Source organism: Streptomyces sp. NPDC002574, assembly GCF_042889545.1.
Classification (GTDB): domain Bacteria; phylum Actinomycetota; class Actinomycetes; order Streptomycetales; family Streptomycetaceae; genus Actinacidiphila.
This window is the reverse complement of record NZ_JBIARB010000008.1, coordinates 476,913-495,306: the sequence shown is the minus strand read 5'-3', so window position 1 is coordinate 495,306 and position 18,394 is coordinate 476,913. Positions and strand designations below refer to the sequence as shown.

At 72.4% G+C, this 18,394-nt stretch carries 17 protein-coding genes; 10 read left to right on the top strand and 7 right to left on the bottom strand.

The genetic code is table 11. The annotated features are described in order from the left end of the window. Nucleotide 1 precedes the first annotated feature (1 nt). Together ACFYXS_RS22385 and ACFYXS_RS22380 are read left to right on the top strand one after the other, a co-directional pair. Nucleotides 2–1,216, top strand: a complete 1,215-nt coding sequence (locus tag ACFYXS_RS22385; protein ID WP_389250773.1) for an acyl-CoA dehydrogenase family protein — start codon at nucleotides 2–4, stop codon at nucleotides 1,214–1,216. A gap of 5 nt (nucleotides 1,217–1,221) precedes the next feature. Continuing rightward, nucleotides 1,222–2,454 carry a CaiB/BaiF CoA transferase family protein gene (locus tag ACFYXS_RS22380; protein ID WP_389250771.1) on the top strand — a complete coding sequence of 411 codons (1,233 nt, stop codon included), beginning with the start codon at nucleotides 1,222–1,224 and terminating at the stop codon, nucleotides 2,452–2,454. A 57-nt stretch (nucleotides 2,455–2,511) separates the two neighbouring features. On the opposite strand, the gene ACFYXS_RS22375 is transcribed toward ACFYXS_RS22380, so the two are convergent. Beyond that, nucleotides 2,512–3,420, bottom strand: a complete 909-nt coding sequence (locus tag ACFYXS_RS22375; RefSeq protein WP_389250769.1) for a LysR family transcriptional regulator — start codon at nucleotides 3,418–3,420, stop codon at nucleotides 2,512–2,514. A gap of 191 nt (nucleotides 3,421–3,611) precedes the next feature. On the opposite strand from ACFYXS_RS22375, the gene ACFYXS_RS22370 reads away from it, so the two are divergent. After that, entirely contained in the window at nucleotides 3,612–5,633 is a 2,022-nt protein-coding gene (locus ACFYXS_RS22370; protein ID WP_389250767.1) for a SpoIIE family protein phosphatase, read from the top strand. On the opposite strand, the gene ACFYXS_RS22365 is transcribed toward ACFYXS_RS22370, so the two are convergent. Then, on the bottom strand, nucleotides 5,617–6,003 hold the full coding sequence (locus ACFYXS_RS22365; protein WP_389250765.1) for a VOC family protein: 387 nt from the start codon (nucleotides 6,001–6,003) through the stop codon (nucleotides 5,617–5,619). The genes ACFYXS_RS22370 and ACFYXS_RS22365 overlap by 17 nt on opposite strands. A gap of 73 nt (nucleotides 6,004–6,076) precedes the next feature. Between ACFYXS_RS22365 and ACFYXS_RS22360 the strand changes: the two genes are divergently transcribed. Both ACFYXS_RS22360 and ACFYXS_RS22355 read left to right on the top strand, forming a co-directional pair. After that, complete coding sequence (locus ACFYXS_RS22360) at nucleotides 6,077–6,949, top strand: hypothetical protein (RefSeq protein ID WP_389250763.1); 873 nt, start codon at nucleotides 6,077–6,079, stop codon at nucleotides 6,947–6,949. Between the two features lie 37 nt (nucleotides 6,950–6,986). Continuing rightward, nucleotides 6,987–7,532 (top strand): GNAT family N-acetyltransferase, encoded by a 546-nt coding sequence (locus ACFYXS_RS22355; RefSeq protein WP_389250761.1) that lies wholly within the window; start codon nucleotides 6,987–6,989, stop codon nucleotides 7,530–7,532. 26 nt (nucleotides 7,533–7,558) lie between these two features. Here ACFYXS_RS22355 and ACFYXS_RS22350 read toward each other — a convergent pair whose 3' ends face one another. Then, the gene (locus ACFYXS_RS22350; RefSeq protein WP_389250759.1) at nucleotides 7,559–8,254 is read right to left on the bottom strand and encodes a glycerophosphodiester phosphodiesterase; all 696 of its coding nucleotides are present in this window, start codon (nucleotides 8,252–8,254) and stop codon (nucleotides 7,559–7,561) included. 229 nt (nucleotides 8,255–8,483) lie between these two features. Between ACFYXS_RS22350 and ACFYXS_RS22345 the strand changes: the two genes are divergently transcribed. The 3 genes from ACFYXS_RS22345 to ACFYXS_RS22335 are packed head-to-tail and all read left to right on the top strand — an operon-like array spanning nucleotide 8,484 to nucleotide 11,769. After that, nucleotides 8,484–9,902, top strand: a complete 1,419-nt coding sequence (locus ACFYXS_RS22345) for a DUF6421 family protein (protein ID WP_389250757.1) — start codon at nucleotides 8,484–8,486, stop codon at nucleotides 9,900–9,902. A 26-nt stretch (nucleotides 9,903–9,928) separates the two neighbouring features. Then, nucleotides 9,929–10,693: an SDR family oxidoreductase gene (locus tag ACFYXS_RS22340; protein WP_389250864.1), complete on the top strand. Its 765-nt coding sequence runs from the start codon at nucleotides 9,929–9,931 to the stop codon at nucleotides 10,691–10,693. Next, complete coding sequence (locus ACFYXS_RS22335; RefSeq protein ID WP_389250755.1) at nucleotides 10,672–11,769, top strand: threonine aldolase family protein; 1,098 nt, start codon at nucleotides 10,672–10,674, stop codon at nucleotides 11,767–11,769. Before ACFYXS_RS22340 ends, ACFYXS_RS22335 begins: the two co-directional genes overlap by 22 nt. 143 nt (nucleotides 11,770–11,912) lie before the next feature. On the opposite strand, the gene ACFYXS_RS22330 is transcribed toward ACFYXS_RS22335, so the two are convergent. After that, entirely contained in the window at nucleotides 11,913–12,191 is a 279-nt protein-coding gene (locus ACFYXS_RS22330) for a chaplin (protein ID WP_389250753.1), read from the bottom strand. A gap of 80 nt (nucleotides 12,192–12,271) precedes the next feature. Beyond that, a complete protein-coding gene (locus ACFYXS_RS22325) occupies nucleotides 12,272–13,444 on the bottom strand; it encodes an exo-alpha-sialidase (protein WP_389250751.1) in 1,173 nt (390 codons plus the stop codon). A gap of 288 nt (nucleotides 13,445–13,732) precedes the next feature. On the opposite strand from ACFYXS_RS22325, the gene ACFYXS_RS22320 reads away from it, so the two are divergent. Next, nucleotides 13,733–15,136: a peptidase C39 family protein gene (locus ACFYXS_RS22320; protein WP_389250749.1), complete on the top strand. Its 1,404-nt coding sequence runs from the start codon at nucleotides 13,733–13,735 to the stop codon at nucleotides 15,134–15,136. A gap of 21 nt (nucleotides 15,137–15,157) precedes the next feature. Here the strand turns inward: ACFYXS_RS22320 and ACFYXS_RS22315 are convergent, their stop codons facing one another. Beyond that, a complete protein-coding gene (locus ACFYXS_RS22315) occupies nucleotides 15,158–16,096 on the bottom strand; it encodes a hypothetical protein (protein ID WP_389250747.1) in 939 nt (312 codons plus the stop codon). A gap of 67 nt (nucleotides 16,097–16,163) precedes the next feature. Here ACFYXS_RS22315 and ACFYXS_RS22310 point away from each other — a divergent pair, with 67 nt between their 5' ends. Next, the gene (locus ACFYXS_RS22310; protein WP_389250745.1) at nucleotides 16,164–16,712 is read left to right on the top strand and encodes a hypothetical protein; all 549 of its coding nucleotides are present in this window, start codon (nucleotides 16,164–16,166) and stop codon (nucleotides 16,710–16,712) included. 9 nt (nucleotides 16,713–16,721) lie between these two features. On the opposite strand, the gene ACFYXS_RS22305 is transcribed toward ACFYXS_RS22310, so the two are convergent. Beyond that, complete coding sequence (locus ACFYXS_RS22305; protein ID WP_389250743.1) at nucleotides 16,722–18,383, bottom strand: IclR family transcriptional regulator C-terminal domain-containing protein; 1,662 nt, start codon at nucleotides 18,381–18,383, stop codon at nucleotides 16,722–16,724. Nucleotides 18,384–18,394 lie beyond the last annotated feature (11 nt).

Below are 18,394 nucleotides of genomic sequence, written 5' to 3'. Positions count from 1 at the left end.
CATGACCACCGACGTCACGCCCCTCACCCAGGTGGACGACCAGTTGGAGGCCGACTTCTACATGTACCAGTCGCTGCTGTCCGGCGAGGAGCTCGAGATCCTGCTCGGGGCCCGCGCGTTCCTGTGCAAGGAGATCAAGCCGCTGGTCAACGAGTACTGGGCCAAGGCCGAGTTCCCCACCGAGTACATCGAGAAGTTCCGGAGCAGCGGACTGGCCGCGATGCCCTACGAGGGCTACGGCGCGCACAAGCCGGCCGTCAGCCACCTGCTCAGCGGGATGCTCGCCGTGGAACTCGGCCGCGTCGACGCCTCGACCGCCACCTTCTTCGGCGTCCACAACGGCCTCGGCTTCTACTCCATCTACTACGGCGGCGACCAGGAGCAGCGCGACCGGTTCCTGCCCGCCATGGCCACGATGGAGAAGATCGGCGCGTTCGCGCTGACCGAGCCGCTCGGCGGCTCCGACGTCTCCGGCGGCATGCGCACCACCGCCAGGCGCGAGGGCGACACCTGGGTCATCAACGGCGCCAAGAAGTGGATCGGCAACGCCACCTTCGCCGACTACACCGTGGTCTTCGCCCGTGACGTCGACGACAACAAGGTCAAGGCCTTCGTCGTCGAGAAGGGCACCCCCGGCTTCTCGCCGGCGAAGATCGAGGGCAAGATCGCGCTCCGGATCGTGCAGAACGCCGAGATCACCCTGACCGACTGCCGGGTGCCGGAGGCGAACCGGCTGCACAACATGAAGGGCTTCCGGGACGTCGGCGAGGTCCTGCGCCGGACCCGCGGCGGCGTGGCCTGGCAGTCGCTGGGCGTCATGATCGGCGCCTACGAGCTCGCGCTCGAGTACGCCAAGCAGCGCGTCGCCTTCGGCCGCCCGATCGCCGGGTTCCAGCTGATGCAGGACCTCCTGGTCAAGAGCCTGGGCAACATCACCGCCTGCTGGGGCATGCTGGTGCAGCTCGCCCGGCTCCAGGACGCGGGCGTGTACCGCGACGAGCAGTCCGCACTCGCCAAGGAGTACGTCGCGGCCCGTATGCGCGAGGTCGTCTCCTGGTGCCGCGAGCTCTTCGGCGGCAACGGAATCCTCCTCGACTACGACATCGCCCGGTTCTTCGCCGACGCCGAGGCCCTGTACTCCTACGAGGGCACCCACCAGATGCAGACCCTCATCGTCGGCAAGTCCATCACCGGCCACAGCGCCTTCGTGGGGTGACGGACATGACCACCGAATCCGTCTTCACCGGCCTGAAGGTCCTCGACGTGGCGACCTACATCGCGGGACCGGCAGCGGCCACCATGCTCTCCGACTTCGGAGCGGACGTCATCAAGATCGAGCCCCCGGGAAGGGGCGACCCGCAGCGGCTGCTGAGTTCCGTGCCGCCCAGCCCCGTGGCGCAGGCCAACTACGGCTGGCATCTCGCCAACCGCAACAAGCGCGGCATGGTGATGAACCTGAAGTCCCCGGCGACCACCGGGATACTCAAGCGCCTCGTCGAGTGGGCGGACGTGGTGATCACCAACTTCCCGCACGGCACGCGCGAGAAGCTGCACCTCGGCTACGAGGAGGTCGCGGGCTGGAACCCGCGGGTCGTCTACGCCGACCTCACCGGCTTCGGGGACGCCGGCCCCGACGCCAGGCAGCCGGGCTTCGACCTGACCGCCTTCTGGTCGCGCAGCGGACTGCTGGCCTCCACCCGGGACGCGGGAGCCCCGCCGACGGTGCCGGTCTGGGGCAGCGGCGACTACTCGTCGGCGGTCGCCATCTACGCGGCGATCGCGACGGCCCTGTACCGCCGCGAGCGGACGGGACAAGGGGCCGACGTCGGGACGTCACTGCTCGCCACGGGCGTCTGGGCCACCGGCACGCTCGTGGCCGGCGCCCTCGCCGGGGGCACGCCGTTCGAGCTGCACGACCGCACCGTGCCGGCGAACGCGCTGACCAATCCCTACCGCACGGCCGACGGCCGCTGGTTCATGCTGGCGAGCTCGTCCGTGCACTGGCCGGCACTCGCCCGTGCCATCGACCGCCCCGAACTGGCCGAGGACCCCCGCTTCACGGACCTCGAGGGCTTCGCCAAGAACGCCGCCGATCTGGCCCGACTGCTCGACGAGGCGTTCTGCTCGCGGCCCTTCGCCGACTGGAAGGACGCCCTGGCCCGGGAACGCATCAACTACAGCCTCATCCAGACGCCGGAGGAGGCCGCGCAGGACCCGCAACTGCGCGCGAACGACATCGTCGTGCCGATCGAAGGGGTCACCGGGCTGGACCACACCGTCAACAGCCCCGTCACCCTCCGCGGGGTGCCGAAGGTGCCGGCGAAGCGGGCGCCCGACCTCGGCGAGCACAACGACGAGATCCTCGCCGAGCTGGGATTCGACACCGCGGAGGTCGAGGAGTTGCGCGCGCAGGGAGCGATCCCCGCCACGGCGGAAGTGCAGACGGTGCGCTGAGCGCTGCGCCGCGGAACACGGCGGACCCGGGGGGGCCGCCGCGAACCGTTCCCCGGCTCAGACGTGCAGCGGTTCGGCGAAGACCTTCCGGGCCATGGCGACGAGTTCGTCGAGATCGCCGTCGCGGCCCCGGTCGCGGCGCCAGATCAGGACGGTCTCCAGGCGTCGCTCGAAGTCGGTGAACGGCAGGACCCGTGTGTTCTTCCTGGCATAACCGTGCAGGGGACTCTCCGGATTGAGCAGGGAGAAGTAGAAGGCCATTCCGCTCGACACTATCTCGGCGATACCGGAGTAGTCGGTGTCGGTCAGGTCGATGCGTTTCCTGACCCCCCGCTCGAACATCTCCCGGTCGAGCTCGTCGAAGTACGCGGGTCGGCCTTCCTTGGGGGCGACGATGAAGCTGAGGTCGGCCAGTTCGGCCAGCGCCACGCAGTCCCGTCCGGCGAACCGGTCGGCGGGCACCACCGCGCCCAGCCTCTCGGTCATGACGGGCAGCAGCTCGAGTGCCGGATCGCCCACCGGCAGCCGCACCAGCGCGAGCGCCAGCCTGCCCTCGCTCACGCCGGTGATCAACGCTCGGGAGGAGCCCGGCCAGCACATCAGCTCGTACCTCTCGCAGACCCGCTCGCGAAGCGTGTCGGCGAGGTCGCGCACTCGGGGGTGCACCCCCAGCGGAATGCCCACGAACATGGTGCCGCGCCCCGACGACGTGGCCTCGCGCAGCCGCCACGGAACGGAGTTGATCTGCTCCAGCACGTCCCGCGCGATCGGGAGCAGCGCCTCGCCGGCCCGCGTGAGCGTGACGCTGTGGGTGTCACGGTCGAACAGCCGGTGGTCGAGTTCGTGCTCCAGGTCCTTGATCCGCTGGCTGAGCGGCGACGTGGCCATGTGCAGCCGGCGCGCCGCCGCCGAGAAGTTCAGCTCCTCCGCGACGGCGACGAAATAGCGCAGATGGAATATCTCCACTCATTTACGTTAACCCCCGCCAGGCGGCCCGGACCGGGTGCCGGCCCCCGGGCCGTTCGGCGGCGCGGGGGTGGGGGCGACCGGGGCGGGGCAGGCACAGGGTGGAGGACTCCTGCAATCGGCTCCGGCGATCGGCTCCGGCGCGAGGGGCTGCCACAAGCCCCCGCCCTGGGCCATGGGAGGTGTCCCGCGTGCGACTGGTCCGGGACGACAGAAGCTTCGCCATCCTGCTGCTGAGCGTTGTGCTGGTCTCAGGGCTGGGAGCGGGCGTGAACGCGGCGGGCCTGCGCGTCATGGGCATCGCCGAGTACGCCGTGCTGATCCCGGTGGTGGCGAGCGCACTGCTGTCGGTGCGCCGGACGCTGATCGTGGGACTGTTCAACCTGGTCGCCGCGGTCGTGGTCTACGGATTCTTCTTCCCTTGGATCGGGCCCACCAGCCAGGTCACGGTCATCACGGCGCAAGCCGCCGCGCTGGTCATCAGCCTCGTCGTCTGCCGGATCCGTGTCGCGGGGGAGAGACGCTTCGGACGCCTGGTGATCGCCCGCGAGCGCCTCGCGCTGCTCAGCGAGGCCAGCGCGAGCGTCGGCAGCACCCTCGACGCGGCGCGAACCGCCGAGGAACTGGCCGACGTCGCCGTGCGCGGCTTCGCGGACCACGCCGCCGTGGACCTCTTCGACTGCGTACTCCTGGGTGAGGAACCGGTTCTCGGACCCGGGCGGGACCGGATCACGCTTCGCCGCACCGCCCGGTCGGGCTCGGCCCTGCCCCTGGGGGGTGTGCGGACCGGCGATGTCGTCGTCCAGTGCGAGGGATCGGCGGCGGCTCCCGGCCTGATGACCGGCGAGCCCGTGATGACGGAGATCACCGACACGGCGGACACCAACGCGCCGTACTCCGCGCTGGTGGTACCTCTTCGCGCGCGGGGGGTCACCCTCGGCGCCGCGCTGTTCACCCGCTCCCGCAGCCGAGCCCCCTTCGACGCCGACGACCTGCTCCTGGCCGCGGAGATCGGGGCGCGGGCCGCGGTGTGCGTGGACAACGCCCGCCGCTACACCCGCGAGCGCAACACGTCCCTCGCCCTCCAGCGGAGCCTCCTGCCACGAGTGGTGGCCGAGCAGCCGGCGGTGGAGGCGGCGACCCGCTACGTGCCCGCGGGAGCGCGCGCGGGCGTGGGCGGCGACTGGTACGACGTCATCCCGCTCTCGGGGGCCCGGGTCGCCCTCGTGGTGGGGGACGTGGTCGGGCACGGAGTGCAGGCCTCGGCGACGATGGGGAGGCTGCGTGCAGCGGTGCGCACGCTCGCCGACGTGGACCTGCCGCCCGACGAACTGCTGACCCACCTCGACGACGTCGTCACGCGGTTCCGGGAGGAGATGGGGCGTACCCGGGACGGGAGCGGCGATCCGCGGTCGGACACCGGAGGCATCGTCGCGACCTGCCTGTACATGATCTACGACCCGATCTCGTGCCACTGCGTGGCCGCTCGCGCCGGCCACCCGCCACCCGCCGTGGTCGGTCCCGGATCGGACGTCGAGTTCCTCGACATCCCTGCGGGTCCTCCGCTGGGCGTGGGCGGACTTCCCTTCGAGACCGCCGAACTGGACCTGCCTGAGGGCACCGTCCTCGCCCTCTACACCGACGGCCTCATCGAGTCCCCCGGGCGCAGTCTCGACGAAGGACTGGGACGCCTCAGGAAAGCCCTGTCCGAGCCGATGTCCTCCCTGGAGGACATGTGCGACCACGTCCTGAACACGCAGATCGGCGGCGGTTCGCGGGACGACGTCGCCCTCGTCATCGCCCGCACCCGGGAATTCGACGCGACGCACGCCGCCGCGTGGGACCTGACGGACGACCTCGCGGAGGTCGCCCGCGCCCGCGACCTCGCCTCGTCCCGGCTGGCCGGCTGGGACCTCGAAGAGCTCGTGTTCACCACGGAGATGGTCGTCAGCGAGCTGGTCACCAATGCCATCCGCTACGGCGCGGGACCCGTGCAGCTGCGCCTCATCCGCCAGGACACCCTGATCTGCGAGGTGTCCGACAGCAGCAACACCGCCCCCCACCTGCGCCGGGCCCGGATGTTCGACGAGGGCGGGCGCGGGCTGTTCATCGTGTCGCAGCTCGCCGAGCGCTGGGGCACCAGGCAACGGCCCGACGGGAAGACCATCTGGGCCGAGGTCGCCCTCCCGCCACCGGTCACGGCCGGTACCTGAGCGGATGGTCCTCCGGCACCTCCACGACGCAGATGCGCACCCCGTCCGGATCCTCGATCCACATCTCCAGCAGCCCCCACGGTTCCTTGAGCGGCTCCCGCACCACGCGCACGCCGCGTTCCGCCAGCTCGGCACGGGCCGCTGCCACGTCCGGCACCTGGAGCCAGAGTTGCAGGCCCGGCGCCGGCGGTCCTCCGGCGTGGCCGGAGACCTCCAGGAAGCCCCCGCCGAGGAAGAACACCGTGCCGCGCGTCTCGCGGGGCCCGAACTCCCGGTGGATCGCGAGCCCGAGGTCGTCCCGGTAGAAGGCCCGCGAGCGCTCCGGATCCGTGGGGCGCAACAGGACCCTGCTGCTCAGTACGTTCACCATGGGCGCGAAGCTACCCACGAGACCCCGGGAAAACCGCCTGACACGTCGGGCCGCCGTCCGGCACGCTGACCGCATGGCTCACGGTCCCGGCTCGATCGCCCCGCTGTACCGGACGTGTCCCGGGTGCGGTGGCGAAGCCCGTTACGCGAGCGGCGCGATCGTCATCGACGGCGTTCTGCACTGGAGCGTGGAGGGCGGTTGCGCGGCCTGCGGGGACCGGAGCGCGGAGTGCGGAAGCGGTGAGATCCCGTGGTACGTGCGGGACGCGCTGATCGCCGCCCACGGGGAGGCGGTGCTGCGCGCGGAGCCGCGGCCCGGTGGCGCGGGGGCGGCCGCGCTCAAGACCGTCCGTGAACTGTTCGGTGTGCCGCTCTCCGAGGTCCGCTCCCGCCTGCGCGTCCTGGCGGGCGACGGCGTGAAGGGTTCCGAGGTGGAGTTGTCCCTGCTGGCCGCATGTCTGGAGGACGCCGGTTTCTCCGCGTCCTTGCGGGTGGCGGAACCGGCTGTGCGGAAGGACCGCGACGAGCCGGACGAGCTCGGGAGCTGGGACGCCCGCTGGCCCGCCAACCCCGCCGCGCAGGGCCGGCCGGTGTTCGCCCGTGCCCCGTTCCCGGCCGACGGCGCCGAGTTGGCGGAGGCCGGCGAGATCCCGGACGCGCCAGAGGTCGAGCTGGTGCCCGGGAGCCTCGCCGGGGAACTGCGGGACCCCCTGGCCCGCTACCTGGCCGGGGGCAGCGTCGTCGTCATCGCGGTGGGCTGGGCACCGGACCCGCTGGCGCAGGACCCGCACGACACGATCCGGCCCGGCCTGGCGACGGACGGCAGGTGGACCTGGGACCTGGCGTGGGAGCACTGGGTCGGGGTGCACGGCTGCGCGCCGCCCGCGGAGTTCGTCTCGTACGTGGCGGCCAGGGGTTTCGCACCCCCACCCGCGGTGACCGGCTAGCCTCGGGACGACCCGCCGCACCCGAGAGGACCCCGTCATGGAGAGCGCACAGCCCGTCGTCACCCCCGAGTTCCGCACCGCGACCACCGCCGACGTGCCGGCACTCGTCGCGCTCATCGAGTCGGCGTACCGCGGCGACGCGAGCCGGGCCGGATGGACGACCGAGGCGGACCTCCTGGAGGGCCGGCGCACCGACCCCGAGGGCGTCGGGGCCGTCGTCGACGGGGAGCGGAGCCGGATGGTCGTGGTCGAGTCGGACGGCGAGCTCGTGGCCTGCTGCCAGGTGGAGAACCGGGACGGGCACGCCTACTTCGGGATGTTCGCCGTCCGCCCGGGCCTGCAGGGCGGGGGCCTGGGCAGGGTCGTGCTGGCCGAGGCGGAGCGCTTCGCGCGCGAGGAATGGGGCGCCGACGCGATGCACATGACCGTGATCACCCAGCGCGAGGAGCTGATCGCCTGGTACGTGCGCCGTGGTTACGAGCGCACCGGCACGATCAGCCCCTTCCCGTACGGCGACGCCCGCTTCGGCCTGCCCACCCGTGACGACCTGGCCTTCGAGCTGCTGGTGAAGAAGCTCGGCTGACCGGCCGCCGCGGCGGCGGGCGGCGGCTACCAGTCCGTGAGGCCGGTCTCGACCGCGCGCTTGACCTCGGGGACGTCGGTGACCGCCCCGTCCAGGCCGAGGGCGTGGGCGAGGGCGAGCTCGCGCGGGGTGTTGACCGTCCAGGCGATCACCGAGATGCCGGCGCGGTGGCACTCCTGCACCAGGGCGAGGCTGATGCGCCGCAGGCTGAGGCTGACGAGGCGGGCGCCGACGGCCTGGGCGCGGGGGATGATCTCGGAGCCCATCGGGCCCTCGGCGACCAGCACGGTGCGGGCCTCCGGCAGGCACGCGCGGATCTCGGCGAGGGCCGCGTCGTGGAACGACAGCACGTCGACCCGCTCGACCAGGTCGCGCTCGCGCAGCACGTCCGCGAGGACGTGTGCGGCGGCGACGTCCTTGATCTCCGCCTGGATGGGCTTGGCGACCGCGTCGACGACCTCCTCGAAGACCGGCACGCGCTCGCCGCGGCCCGCGTCGAGGCCGCGCAGCTCCTCCAGGGTGAGGTCGGACACGAAGCCGGAGCCGTCGGTGGTGCGGTCGACCTTCTCGTCGTGCATGACGATCAGGGCGCCGTCCTTGCTGAGGTGCAGGTCGAGCTCGATCTGGTCCAGTCCCTCCCGCTCGGCGCGGACGAAGGAGCGGAGGGTGTTCTCGGGCTCGACGCCCATGACACCGCGGTGACCGACGGTGAAGAAGCTCAAAGCGGTTCGCTTCCGGTGCTGGTGCTTGCGCAGATTCGACGGACATCGCGCAGCCTAGCGGGCCCTTGCGGCGGCGGGCCGAACGCCGGGTGAACGGCGCGCCCGTCGACAGGAAGAATCGCGGCGAGGATGCCCCTGGGCGGAAGATTTTCCTCCGCCTCCACTTGAACGGAAGAAGCAGGCCTATATACGGTGGCCATACAAGAGGTTCTTCTGCGAAGGAGGGGTCATGACGGAAATCCTGTCGCCGGCGACGGCGTCGAACGACAGCGCGGGCACCAGCGGCACCGGTGTGTCCGGCGGCGGTGTTGTCCGGCACCCGGCCTGGGCGGTCCTGAAGCAGGCGGTGGAGGAGATCCGCCCCTGGCAGCTGGGGGACGGCTCCATCGACTTCTCCGCGCAGGACGCGCCGCAGCGCGCCGTCGTCGACAACGCGCTGGACCGCGTGGTCCGCGCCGTGGAGGAACTCTCCCCGCTGCTCCCGCACGACACCGCCTACCACGAGGCCCTGGTCAAGGACCTGCGGCGCTGGTCGGACGGCGGCTACGCGGTCCCGGACTTCCTGGACTCCCTGCTGTCCTTCCACCCCGCCGCCGAGCGCACCGACGGCCTGGAGCACCTCGTGGTGTTCCCGATGTACACCCAGAACGGCAACCCGGACCGCAACCTGGAGGCCGTCGCGCTGCGTGTGGTGTGGCCGCAGTGGCTGTCCGAACTGGAGCGCACCCGCTACGACAACCCGCTCTTCGTGCCGATCACCTTCGAGGACTTCACGCCCGGGTACGACACGAACTCCGCGGTGCTCTTCCCCGAGACCGTCGCCGTGCGCGAGGCCCCCGAGCGCTTCACCTGGGGCGGCATCTTCTGCGACCGCGAGGCCGCCCGCTTCCGCGCCGTGAGCCGCGCCGCCGTGGACACCCTCGGTGTGGCGCTGCCCGACGACGCCGAGGAGCTGCTGGCCGACCAGGAGCTCAGCCAGCAGACCTTCGTGCTCTGGGACATGATCCACGACCGCACCCACAGCCATGGCGACCTGCCCTTCGACCCCTTCATGATCAAGCAGCGCCAGCCGTTCTGGATGTACGGCCTGGAGGAGCTGCGCTGCGACCTCACGACCTTCAAGGAGGCCGTGAAACTGGAGGCCGAGGGCCACGGCATGGGCCGCTACCTCCAGTACGCGATCCTCTTCGACCGCCTCTTCCGCTTCCCGGTCACCGGCGACCGCGTCCGCAACTACGACGGGCTCGGCGGCCAGCTGCTCTTCGCCTACCTGCACAAGCACGACGCGGTGCGCTGGACCGACAACAAGCTCCGCATCGACTGGGAGCGCGCCCCGCAGGTGACCAACCAGCTCTGCGGCGAGATCGAGAAGCTGTACCGGGACGGCATCGACCGCCCCAAGCTGGTCCACTGGTTCGCCGCCTACGACCTCGTCTCCGGCTACCTCTCCCCGCACCCCGGCTCGGTGTGGGCCAAGGGCCCGGACGCCCTGGACCTCGGCCTGCCGCCGCGCAAGCTCGTCGACGAGGTGCTGCCGGACGAGTTTCCGCTGAGCATGTTCTACGAGGCCCTGGCCAAGAAGCTCCGTGATGTGATCGCCTCGACCAAGGGCATCACGGCCCACGGCACGGGCCGGGTGGCGGCGTGACCGACGCAGCGGAGGAGGCGGCGCGGATGACGGAAACAGGCGGGACGGCCGGGGGGACCCTGGCCGGGTCCGTGATCGCGGTGGCGGGAGCCGGCGGGCCCGCCGGACGCGCGACCCTCCAGCGACTCGCTCGCGCGGGGGCCCGGGTGATCGGCGCGGACGCCCATCCGGAGCGGCTCGCCGAGGCGGTCGACCTCGCGCGTTTCGACGCGGGCGGCGCCGTCATCACCGGCGACGTGGTCGACCTGCTGGACCTCTCCGCGACCAAGGAGTGGGCCGGCCGGATCGAGAAGGAGCACGGGCGCGTCGACGGGATGGTCCACCTCGTGGGTGGCTGGCGCGGTTCCGCGTCCTTCCCGGAGACCGACCTCGCGGACTGGGACTTCCTGGAGAAGCTGCTGATCCGCACCGTCCAGCACACCTCGCTCGCCTTCCACGACGCGCTGCTGGCCGCGCCCGCCGGGCGGTACGTGCTGATCAGCGCGGCCGGCGCGACCAAGCCCACCGCGGGCAACGCGGCGTACGCCGCCGCCAAGGCCGCCGCCGAGGCCTGGACGCTGGCGCTCGGCGACTCCTTCCGCAAGGCCGCGGGGGAGCAGGCGCCGACCGCGGCCGCCACCGTCCTGGTGATCAAGGCGCTCGTGCACGATGCGATGCGCAAGGAGCGCCCGAACGCCAAGTTCGCGGGCTTCACCGATGTGACCGAGCTGGCCGACGCCGTCGCCGACGTCTGGAGCCGGCCCGCCGAGGAAGTGAACGGAACCCGCCAGTGGCTGACACCCCGCCCGTGACCGATGCCCGTACGGACGCCGTCCGCCACCACGACCCGCGGACACGCGGCTTCGCGAGCGACAACTACGCGGGTGTCCACCCCGAGGTGCTGGCGGCGATCGCCCTCGCCAACGGCGGCCACCAGGTCGCCTACGGCGAGGACGATTACACCCTGCACCTGCAGGACGTCTTCCGCGCCCACTTCGGCCCGCGCGCGCAGGCTTTCCCGGTCTTCAACGGCACCGGCGCCAACGTCGTCGGTCTGCAGGCGCTCACCGAGCGCTGGGGCGCGGTGATCTGCGCGGCCTCCGCCCACATCCACGTGGACGAGGGCGGCGCCCCGGAGCGCATGGGCGGCCTGAAGCTGCTCACCGTGGCGACCCCGGACGGCAAGCTCACCCCCGAGCTGATCGACCAGGAGGCCTGGGGCTTCGACGACGAGCACCGCGCGCAGCCGCAGGTCGTCTCGATCACCCAGACCACCGAGCTGGGCACCTGCTACTCGCCCGAGGAGATCCGGGCGATCTGCGAGCACGCGCACGAGCGCGGTCTCGCCGTTCACCTCGACGGCTCGCGGATCGCCAACGCGGCCGCCACCCTCGGCGTGCCGCTGCGGGAGTTCACCACCGACGCGGGCGTCGACGTGCTCTCCTTCGGCGGCACCAAGAACGGGCTGCTGTTCGGCGAGTGCGTCGTGGTGCTGAACCCGGAGCGGGTCCGGGCGATGAAGCATCTGCGCAAGCTGTCCATGCAGCTGGCCTCGAAGATGCGCTTCGTCTCGGTGCAGTTCGAAGCGCTGCTCACGGGGGACCTGTGGCTGCGCAGCGCCCGCCACGCCAACGCGATGGCCCGCCGCCTGGAGGCGGCGGTACGGGGGGTGGACGGGGTGACGGTCGTCCGGCCGGTCCAGGCCAACGCGGTCTTCGCGCTGGTGCCCCGTGAGGTCGGCGAGCGGTTGCAGAAGCGCTACCGCTTCTATTTCTGGGACGAGGCCACCGGCGAGGTGCGCTGGATGTGCTCGTTCGACACCACCGAGGAGGACGTGGACTCCTTCGCGGCCGCGCTGGCCGAGGAAATGGCCGCGCAATCGGCGTGAGCGGTCTCTCCAGGGGCGGAATTCTCCAGGGTGGCGTTCCCCGGGGCTGAATTCCCCGGGGAACGCCGCCGCCGGAACAGCCGGCAAACGCCGAGGGGCGTACCGGACGATCCCGGTACGCCCCTCGCGCCGTTTCCGTGGTGTCAGCGGTTGACGCAGACGTTGCCGGCCACCGGGTTGAGCAGCGCCACGGCGTTGATGCCGTTGCCGCAGATGTTGATCGGGATGTTGACCGGCACCTGGACGACGTTGCCGCTCAGGATGCCGGGCGAGCCGATGGCGGCGGCCCGGGCGTTGGCACCGCCACCGCCGTGGCCGCCGAAGCCGCCGCCGTGGCCGCCGGCGACGGCGCCGGTGGCGGCACCGAGCACGGTCACACCGGCGACTGCGGACAGGGCCGCGGCCTTCGCGATGCGCTTCATGGCGTTCTCCTTCGAAATTCGTTGGTGACCCCGTCCGACGGCGTGTGGCGCGACCCGAATGTCTGCGCCCGCCGGTCCGGTCACGTGGTGAACCGGGTGAAGGTCAGGGTCTCGTACGGAGAAGTGCTTCCCGTCTCGTAGAGCAGCCCCACCGTGCCACCCCCCAAGTCCACCAGGTCGGAGTACGCAGCCGGGTGACTACTCGTCAGCAGGGCCGGTTCCCAGTAGATGCCGCCGTCGTCGCTGGCCCGGACCTCCATGGCGGCCCGTGCTCCCGGATCGGAGGGTCCGGAGTACAAGAGCGGCCCGCCCGGCAGCTGCAGGACGCTGCCCTGCACCTCCGGCCCCTCGATGGCCTCCTGGGGCTCGAAGGTGCCCTCCACGCTCTCCCCGCCGTCGGTGCTGTAGGCGTTGGCCCGCGAGGCGTTGGAGAAGCCGCCGTCGTCACGGCTGTTGATGTAGATCCGGCCGTCCGGCAGCTCGGCCATGGTGGTCTCGTTGAGATTGATCCAGCCGCCCGGGACCTCCTCGACGAAGCCGATGTGCCAGGTCTTGCCGTGGTCGTCGCTGTAGAGGGCGTGGGCGCCGTGCACGACCTCGCCGTCGACGACGGCGGTGTGGTTGGCCGGGACGAGCAGGCGCCCGGCGTGCGGACCGTTGCGCAGCGCGATGGCGTGGCCGGGCCCGGTCGCGTACCAGCGCCAGTTGGCGGGCTTGACGCTCTTGGTGATCTGCCGGGGCGCGGACCACTTGGCCCCGCCGGAGTCGCTGTGCAGTTCCCAGACCTGACGGGCGTCGTAGACCGCCTCGGAGCTGCCGCCCAATTGACTCTTCGTCAGATCGCCGACGGTGCGGCAGATCAGCAGCACGATGCGGCCGGTCTTCGGGTCGGCCACCGGTGTGGGGTTGCCGAACGTCTCGCCGGCGCCGCGGGCGACGACGCGCATCGCCTGCCAGGTGCAGCCGCCGTCCAGGGAGCGGCGCAGCACGACGTCGATGTCGCCCTCGTCGTCCGCCGACGTACGGCGGCCCTCGGCGAACGCCAGCACGGTGCTCTTGCCGATCCGCAGGACGGCTGGGATACGGAAGGTGTGGTAGCCGCCGGTGCCGGAGCGGAACGGCACGGACGTGGCGCATTGCGCGGTGGGTGCCACGGCCGCCTCTCCGGCCGGCGCCTGCCAGCCCGCCGCCCCGGTGAAGAGGACGGCCAGACCGGCCAGTGTGCGCTTGCTTCTGACGGCACCGAGTGTCATCAGGCTTCCTCCGGAGCGGCGTCGACATGGCCAGAAGCGCAAGATTCTCATCCGCCATGCGGGGTGCGTGGATGACACTCCGTTCGCGTTTTTTCCGGTAAGTCAATATGAGTAATGCGTGCGAAACGGTGCGGATATCCTTGACACTTTTTTGGCGTGTCCCTTGGCTGCATTCAATGGTATCGACCACGGACCGTGCTCCAATGTGCCGGGAACCGATGGTCGAGAGGCGCGCGCGGGGCGACAGCCGAGAAACCGCCGCCCGTGCTCATGACAGGGGGACCGTTCATGACACGACCCGCCGCACGCCGTACGATGCTGGCCGCCGCCCTCGTGGCCGCGACCGTCGCGGCCGCTCCGCGGGCCTTCGCCGCGACCGGCGGGGACCGCCGCCCCTGCGAGCCCGGGCCGTCCGGCGGCCGTCCCGGCCGGCACCCGTACGGCGATCAGGACGAGGCCCCGGTGGACCACCACGCATGGACCCGCTGGTCCGACTGGCACAGCGGCGACGGCAGCGGCACCTGCGTCGAGCCCGGTCCCCGCCCCGGGATCGCCATCGGCAGGCCCTCGGGCGTCCTGGAGTACGCCGACCCGCACACCGGGATCACCGAGACGTGGGAGACCGCCACGTGGACCTCGCCGGTCCACACCCCGCGCAGTCCCGCCACCGAGATCGTCGCCTCCTGGAACGCCCGCACCCCCGCGGACACCTGGATCCAGGTCGAGCTGCGCGCCGCGTACACCGACGGCAGCACGACCCCCTGGTACGTCATGGGCCGCTGGGCCTCGGGCGACGCCGACATCCGGCGCACCTCGGTGGACGGCCAGACCGACGCCAAGAGCAGCGTCTCGACCGACACCCTCGCGATCGACGACCCCGCCTCCGGCCTGCGCCTGGCCTGGTACCGGCTGCGCCTGACCCTGCTGCGCCGCCCCGGCAGCCGTGCGAGCCCCACCGTCTGGCGGGTCGGCGGGCTGGCCTCCGACATCCCGGACCGCTTCACGGTGCCCGCCTCCGAGCCCGGCGTCGCCCGCGGCATCGAACTGCCCGTTCCGCGCTACTCGCAGGAGATCCACAAGGGCCAGTACCCCGAGTACGACAACGGCGGCGAGGCCTGGTGCAGCCCCACCTCCTCGCAGATGGTGATCGAGTACTGGGGCCGCGGACCGGACGACGACGAGCTCGCCTGGGTCGACCCCTCCTACGAGGACCCGCAGGTCGACCACGCCGCCCGCTTCACCTACGACTACCAGTACGAGGGCTGCGGCAACTGGCCCTTCAACACGGCCTATACCGCCACCTACCGGAACCTCGTCGCGACCGTGACGCGCCTGCACGGCCTGCACGACGTGGAGCGGCTGATCCGGGCCGGCATCCCGGTGATGACGTCCCAGTCCTTCCTCGCCACCGAGCTGGACGGGGCGGGCTACGGCACCTCCGGTCATCTGATGTGCGTCATCGGATTCACCCCCGAGGGTGATGTGATCGTCAACGACCCGGCGAGCCCGGACGACGAGGCCGTGCGCCGGGTCTACCGGCGGGAGCAGTTCGAGACCAACTGGCTGAGAACGAAGCGCTACGCCGCCGACGGCCAGGTCCGCAGCGGTACCGGCGGCGTCTGCTACCTCTCCTGGCCGCTGTGGCCCTCCCCGGCGCAGAGCCGGGTGCTGCACCGGCTCGGGGTGCTCTGAGCGCCGCGATGTCGCGGCGGGTCACCCGCGCAGGGGAAGCCGCACCAGCGGGGCGAGTTCGGCGTCGGTCGCCGGCCGGAGGGTCGACAGGACGCGGCGGGCGGCCGGGAGTCCGGCCCCGGGGGCCGGGCCGCGGTCGTACAGGGTCACGGTGCAGACCAGGCCGCCGAGGCGCACCTGCAGTTCCCGCCGTTCGTAGGCGCCCTCGTACGTGACGAGCCGGCGGCCCCCGCCGTCGTCGGTGCACCGGATCGTCCCGCCGAACGGGACCGGGCAGCCGCGCGCGTCCACGCGCCGGGTGGCGTCGTGGCCGGTGCGTTCGACGGCCAGGTGCATGGCGGTCGTTCCGGGGCGCTCGTAGTCGGCGCCGAAACCGTCCTCACCCGCGCCGAGGACGCGCAGCGTGTAGCCCGGCGGCGGGTCGCCCACGCGCAGCAGGCCGCGGTCCACGCCGTTGGCGCGGATCCACGTGTCGAGGGTGGGCAGCCGCCCGGCGTCCCAGGCGGTCCAGGCCCCGCCGGTCGCGAACACGGCGGCCGCCGCGACGGCGGCGATCCGGGTCCGGGCGCCGGGCAGGAGGAGCGCGGCGGCGAGGGCGTAGCAGAACCCTCCGGAGACGCAGAGCACAAGGCCGTTCCGCAGGCCGTCGACATGCAGGCGCACGGCCACGGCGATCAGCACTCCGGCCGTGCCCGCCCCGAACACGCCGACGGCCCAGGCCCACACCCCGACGCGCAGCGCCGTCACCGGGCTCAGCCGGCGCGCCGCGAATCCCAGCGCCGCGAGCAGCGCCACCGCGAACGGCGCCCAGCAGACGGCCGCGGCCACCCCCGCCGCCGCCCCGCCGGTGAACAACCCGAACAGCACCGCCTCGAACCCGATCGCGGTGAGGGCACAGCCCACGAACCACACCGCGGTGAGGTGGACGAGTGCCGGCCCTGCCACGTTCTTCGGGATCACGTCTTGTGATCACGCACGCCCGGCCGCCGCGGTTCCCCCGGTGGGACGGATGTTCTACGGTCGCTGCGTGGACCACCGGGTACGGCACTACCGCTACGTGGGACCGGCGGACCTGCGGTCCGCCGTCCCTCCCGGGGGTACCGGGCGGCCGATCCGCGACGCGGGTGACCTGGCCGCCTGGGCGGCCGAACAGACGACGGCGGACCTGGCCGAGCCCTTCACCTACGTCGTCGACGTCGCCGGTGTGCTGCGCCTGGCGCCGCGCCGCAGCGAGCACGTGGCGTGTGCCGAGGGCGAGGATGTCCTGGGCGCCGGGGAGATCGCCTTCCGCGAGACCTCCGGGACGTGGGCGGCCGTCGAGGTCAGCAATCTCTCGACCGGTTACAGTCCGGACACCGTCTCGTGGCCCTCCGTCGCCCGCGCCCTGGACCGCGCGGGCCTCGGCCGTCCGCCCGGGTTCACGCACGCGGTGGTCTTCCGTCGCTGCACGGGGTGCGGGGAGCGCGGCATCGTGCGTGAGGACGACTTCGTGTGCGTCTTCTGCGGGAGCGACCTGCCCGCCGAGTGGAACGTGGACGCACCCGACGCGGACGGCGGGCCTTCGTCCCCGTCGTGAGGCGGCCGGTCAGGAGACGGCGACGCGGGCGTAGCGGCCCACGACGCGCAGGTCCTCCTCGATGCGGGCGGCGGCCTCCCGGAGCGGGGGGAGGAGGTCGGCGCGGGACTGCTCGACGGTGCGGCGGCTGGCGTGCATCGAGACGTTGACAGCGGCGACGACGCGGCCGGTGCCGTCCCGGACGGGGACCGCGATGGACCGCAGGCCCTCCTCCAGTTCCTCGCTCACCAGCGCGTGGCCGTCGGCGGTGACCACGTCGAGGACGTCGTTCAGGGCCCGCGCTTCCGTGACGGTGTGCGGGGTGAGCGCGGCACGATCGGTGCGCGCGAGGAGCCCGGCGCGCTCGCCGTCGGGCAGGCCCGCGAGGAGGACCCGGCCCATGGCGGTGGCGTAGGCGGGGAAGCGGGTGCCCACGGTGATGTTGACGCTCATGATGCGGACGGTCGGGACCCTGGCCACGTACTGGATGTCCGCGCCCGACAGCACGGCCATGGAGGCGGAGTCGTGCACGCGCTCCACGAGGCCGACGAGGTGCGGCCCGGCGATCTGGGACAGGGTCAGCCGGGACAGGTGGGCGCAGCCGAGCTCCAGCACGTGCGGGGTGAGCCGGAAGAGCCGGCCCTCGGCGGCGACGTAGCCCAGGTGCTCCAGGGTGATCAGGGAGCGGCGCGCGGTGGCCCGGGCCAGTCCGGTGGCCTCGGCGACGGCGGTCAGGGGCAGTTCGGCGCGGCCCTCGCCGAAGGCGGTGAGCACGGTGAGCCCGCGCGCGAGGGACTCCACGAACTCCGGCCCGAGCTCCTGCTTGGAGGCCCGCGTCCAGGCCGCCGGGGTGGGGCCGGCCGTCGCGGCGGCGGGCCGGCCGGCGGGGGCGGCGAGGGAGCGTTCCATCGCGGCGACGGTCACGCGCAGCCGCGGCAGCACCGCTTCCCGCAGCGATGCGGCGCTGTGCCGGCTGGTGTGGCTGACCACGCTCACCGCGCACACCGCGGCACCGGACGGGTCGCGCACCGGTACGGCGACGGCGATCAGGCCGGGTTCGATGAGCTGGTCGTCCGCCGACCAGCCGTGCTCGCGGGCGGCCCGGACGCGCTCCTCGAAGGAGGCGGCGCCCTCGCCGTGCCCGTCGGGCAGCGCGGGGAAGCCCGCGCCGTGGGGGTCGGTCGCCCGGCGCAGCCGCCAGCGGTCCCACTCCGGCTCGCCCCACCCGGAGGCGAACAGCGCGCCGGGGGCGCCCCGTTCGGCGGGCAGCAGGTCCCCCAGCCGGAAGGTCAGCGACATGGCGCGGCGCCGGGTGACCTGGTGGACGAAGCGCACGCCGTCCCCGTCGGGCACCGCGATGGACACCGACTCGTCCAGGCCGTCCGCCAGCGCGTCGGCGAGCGGTCCGAGGACCTCGGGCAGCCGGCTGGCGGCCAGATAGGCGTTGCCCAGTTCCATCAGCCGGGGCGCGAGGACCGCGTCCCGGCCCTCCAGGCGCAGGTAGCCGGTGCGGGTGAGCGTGCTGACGACCCGGTCCACGGTGGAGCGGGCGAGCCCGGTGTCCCGCACCAGGTCGCCCACCGAGCGCCGTCCGTCGGCCGCCGCGAGCCCGCGCAGCACGGCGAGCCCCCGGATGAGGGGGCCCACGGCCTCCTGCGGCGGGGGAGCGGTCGCGAGTGCGGGGGATGTCATGGGCGCTCCAG

Coding starts and splice junctions, on each gene's coding strand:
- ACFYXS_RS22385 (WP_389250773.1), top strand. CDS start 2: ATGACCACCGACGTCACGCCCCTCACCCAGGTGGACGACCAGTTGGAG.
- ACFYXS_RS22380 (WP_389250771.1), top strand. CDS start 1,222: ATGACCACCGAATCCGTCTTCACCGGCCTGAAGGTCCTCGACGTGGCG.
- ACFYXS_RS22365 (WP_389250765.1), bottom strand. CDS start 6,003: ATGGTGAACGTACTGAGCAGCAGGGTCCTGTTGCGCCCCACGGATCCG.
- ACFYXS_RS22360 (WP_389250763.1), top strand. CDS start 6,077: ATGGCTCACGGTCCCGGCTCGATCGCCCCGCTGTACCGGACGTGTCCC.
- ACFYXS_RS22355 (WP_389250761.1), top strand. CDS start 6,987: ATGGAGAGCGCACAGCCCGTCGTCACCCCCGAGTTCCGCACCGCGACC.
- ACFYXS_RS22345 (WP_389250757.1), top strand. CDS start 8,484: ATGACGGAAATCCTGTCGCCGGCGACGGCGTCGAACGACAGCGCGGGC.
- ACFYXS_RS22340 (WP_389250864.1), top strand. CDS start 9,929: ATGACGGAAACAGGCGGGACGGCCGGGGGGACCCTGGCCGGGTCCGTG.
- ACFYXS_RS22330 (WP_389250753.1), bottom strand. CDS start 12,191: ATGAAGCGCATCGCGAAGGCCGCGGCCCTGTCCGCAGTCGCCGGTGTG.
- ACFYXS_RS22325 (WP_389250751.1), bottom strand. CDS start 13,444: ATGACACTCGGTGCCGTCAGAAGCAAGCGCACACTGGCCGGTCTGGCC.
- ACFYXS_RS22320 (WP_389250749.1), top strand. CDS start 13,733: ATGACACGACCCGCCGCACGCCGTACGATGCTGGCCGCCGCCCTCGTG.
- ACFYXS_RS22305 (WP_389250743.1), bottom strand. CDS start 18,383: ATGACATCCCCCGCACTCGCGACCGCTCCCCCGCCGCAGGAGGCCGTG.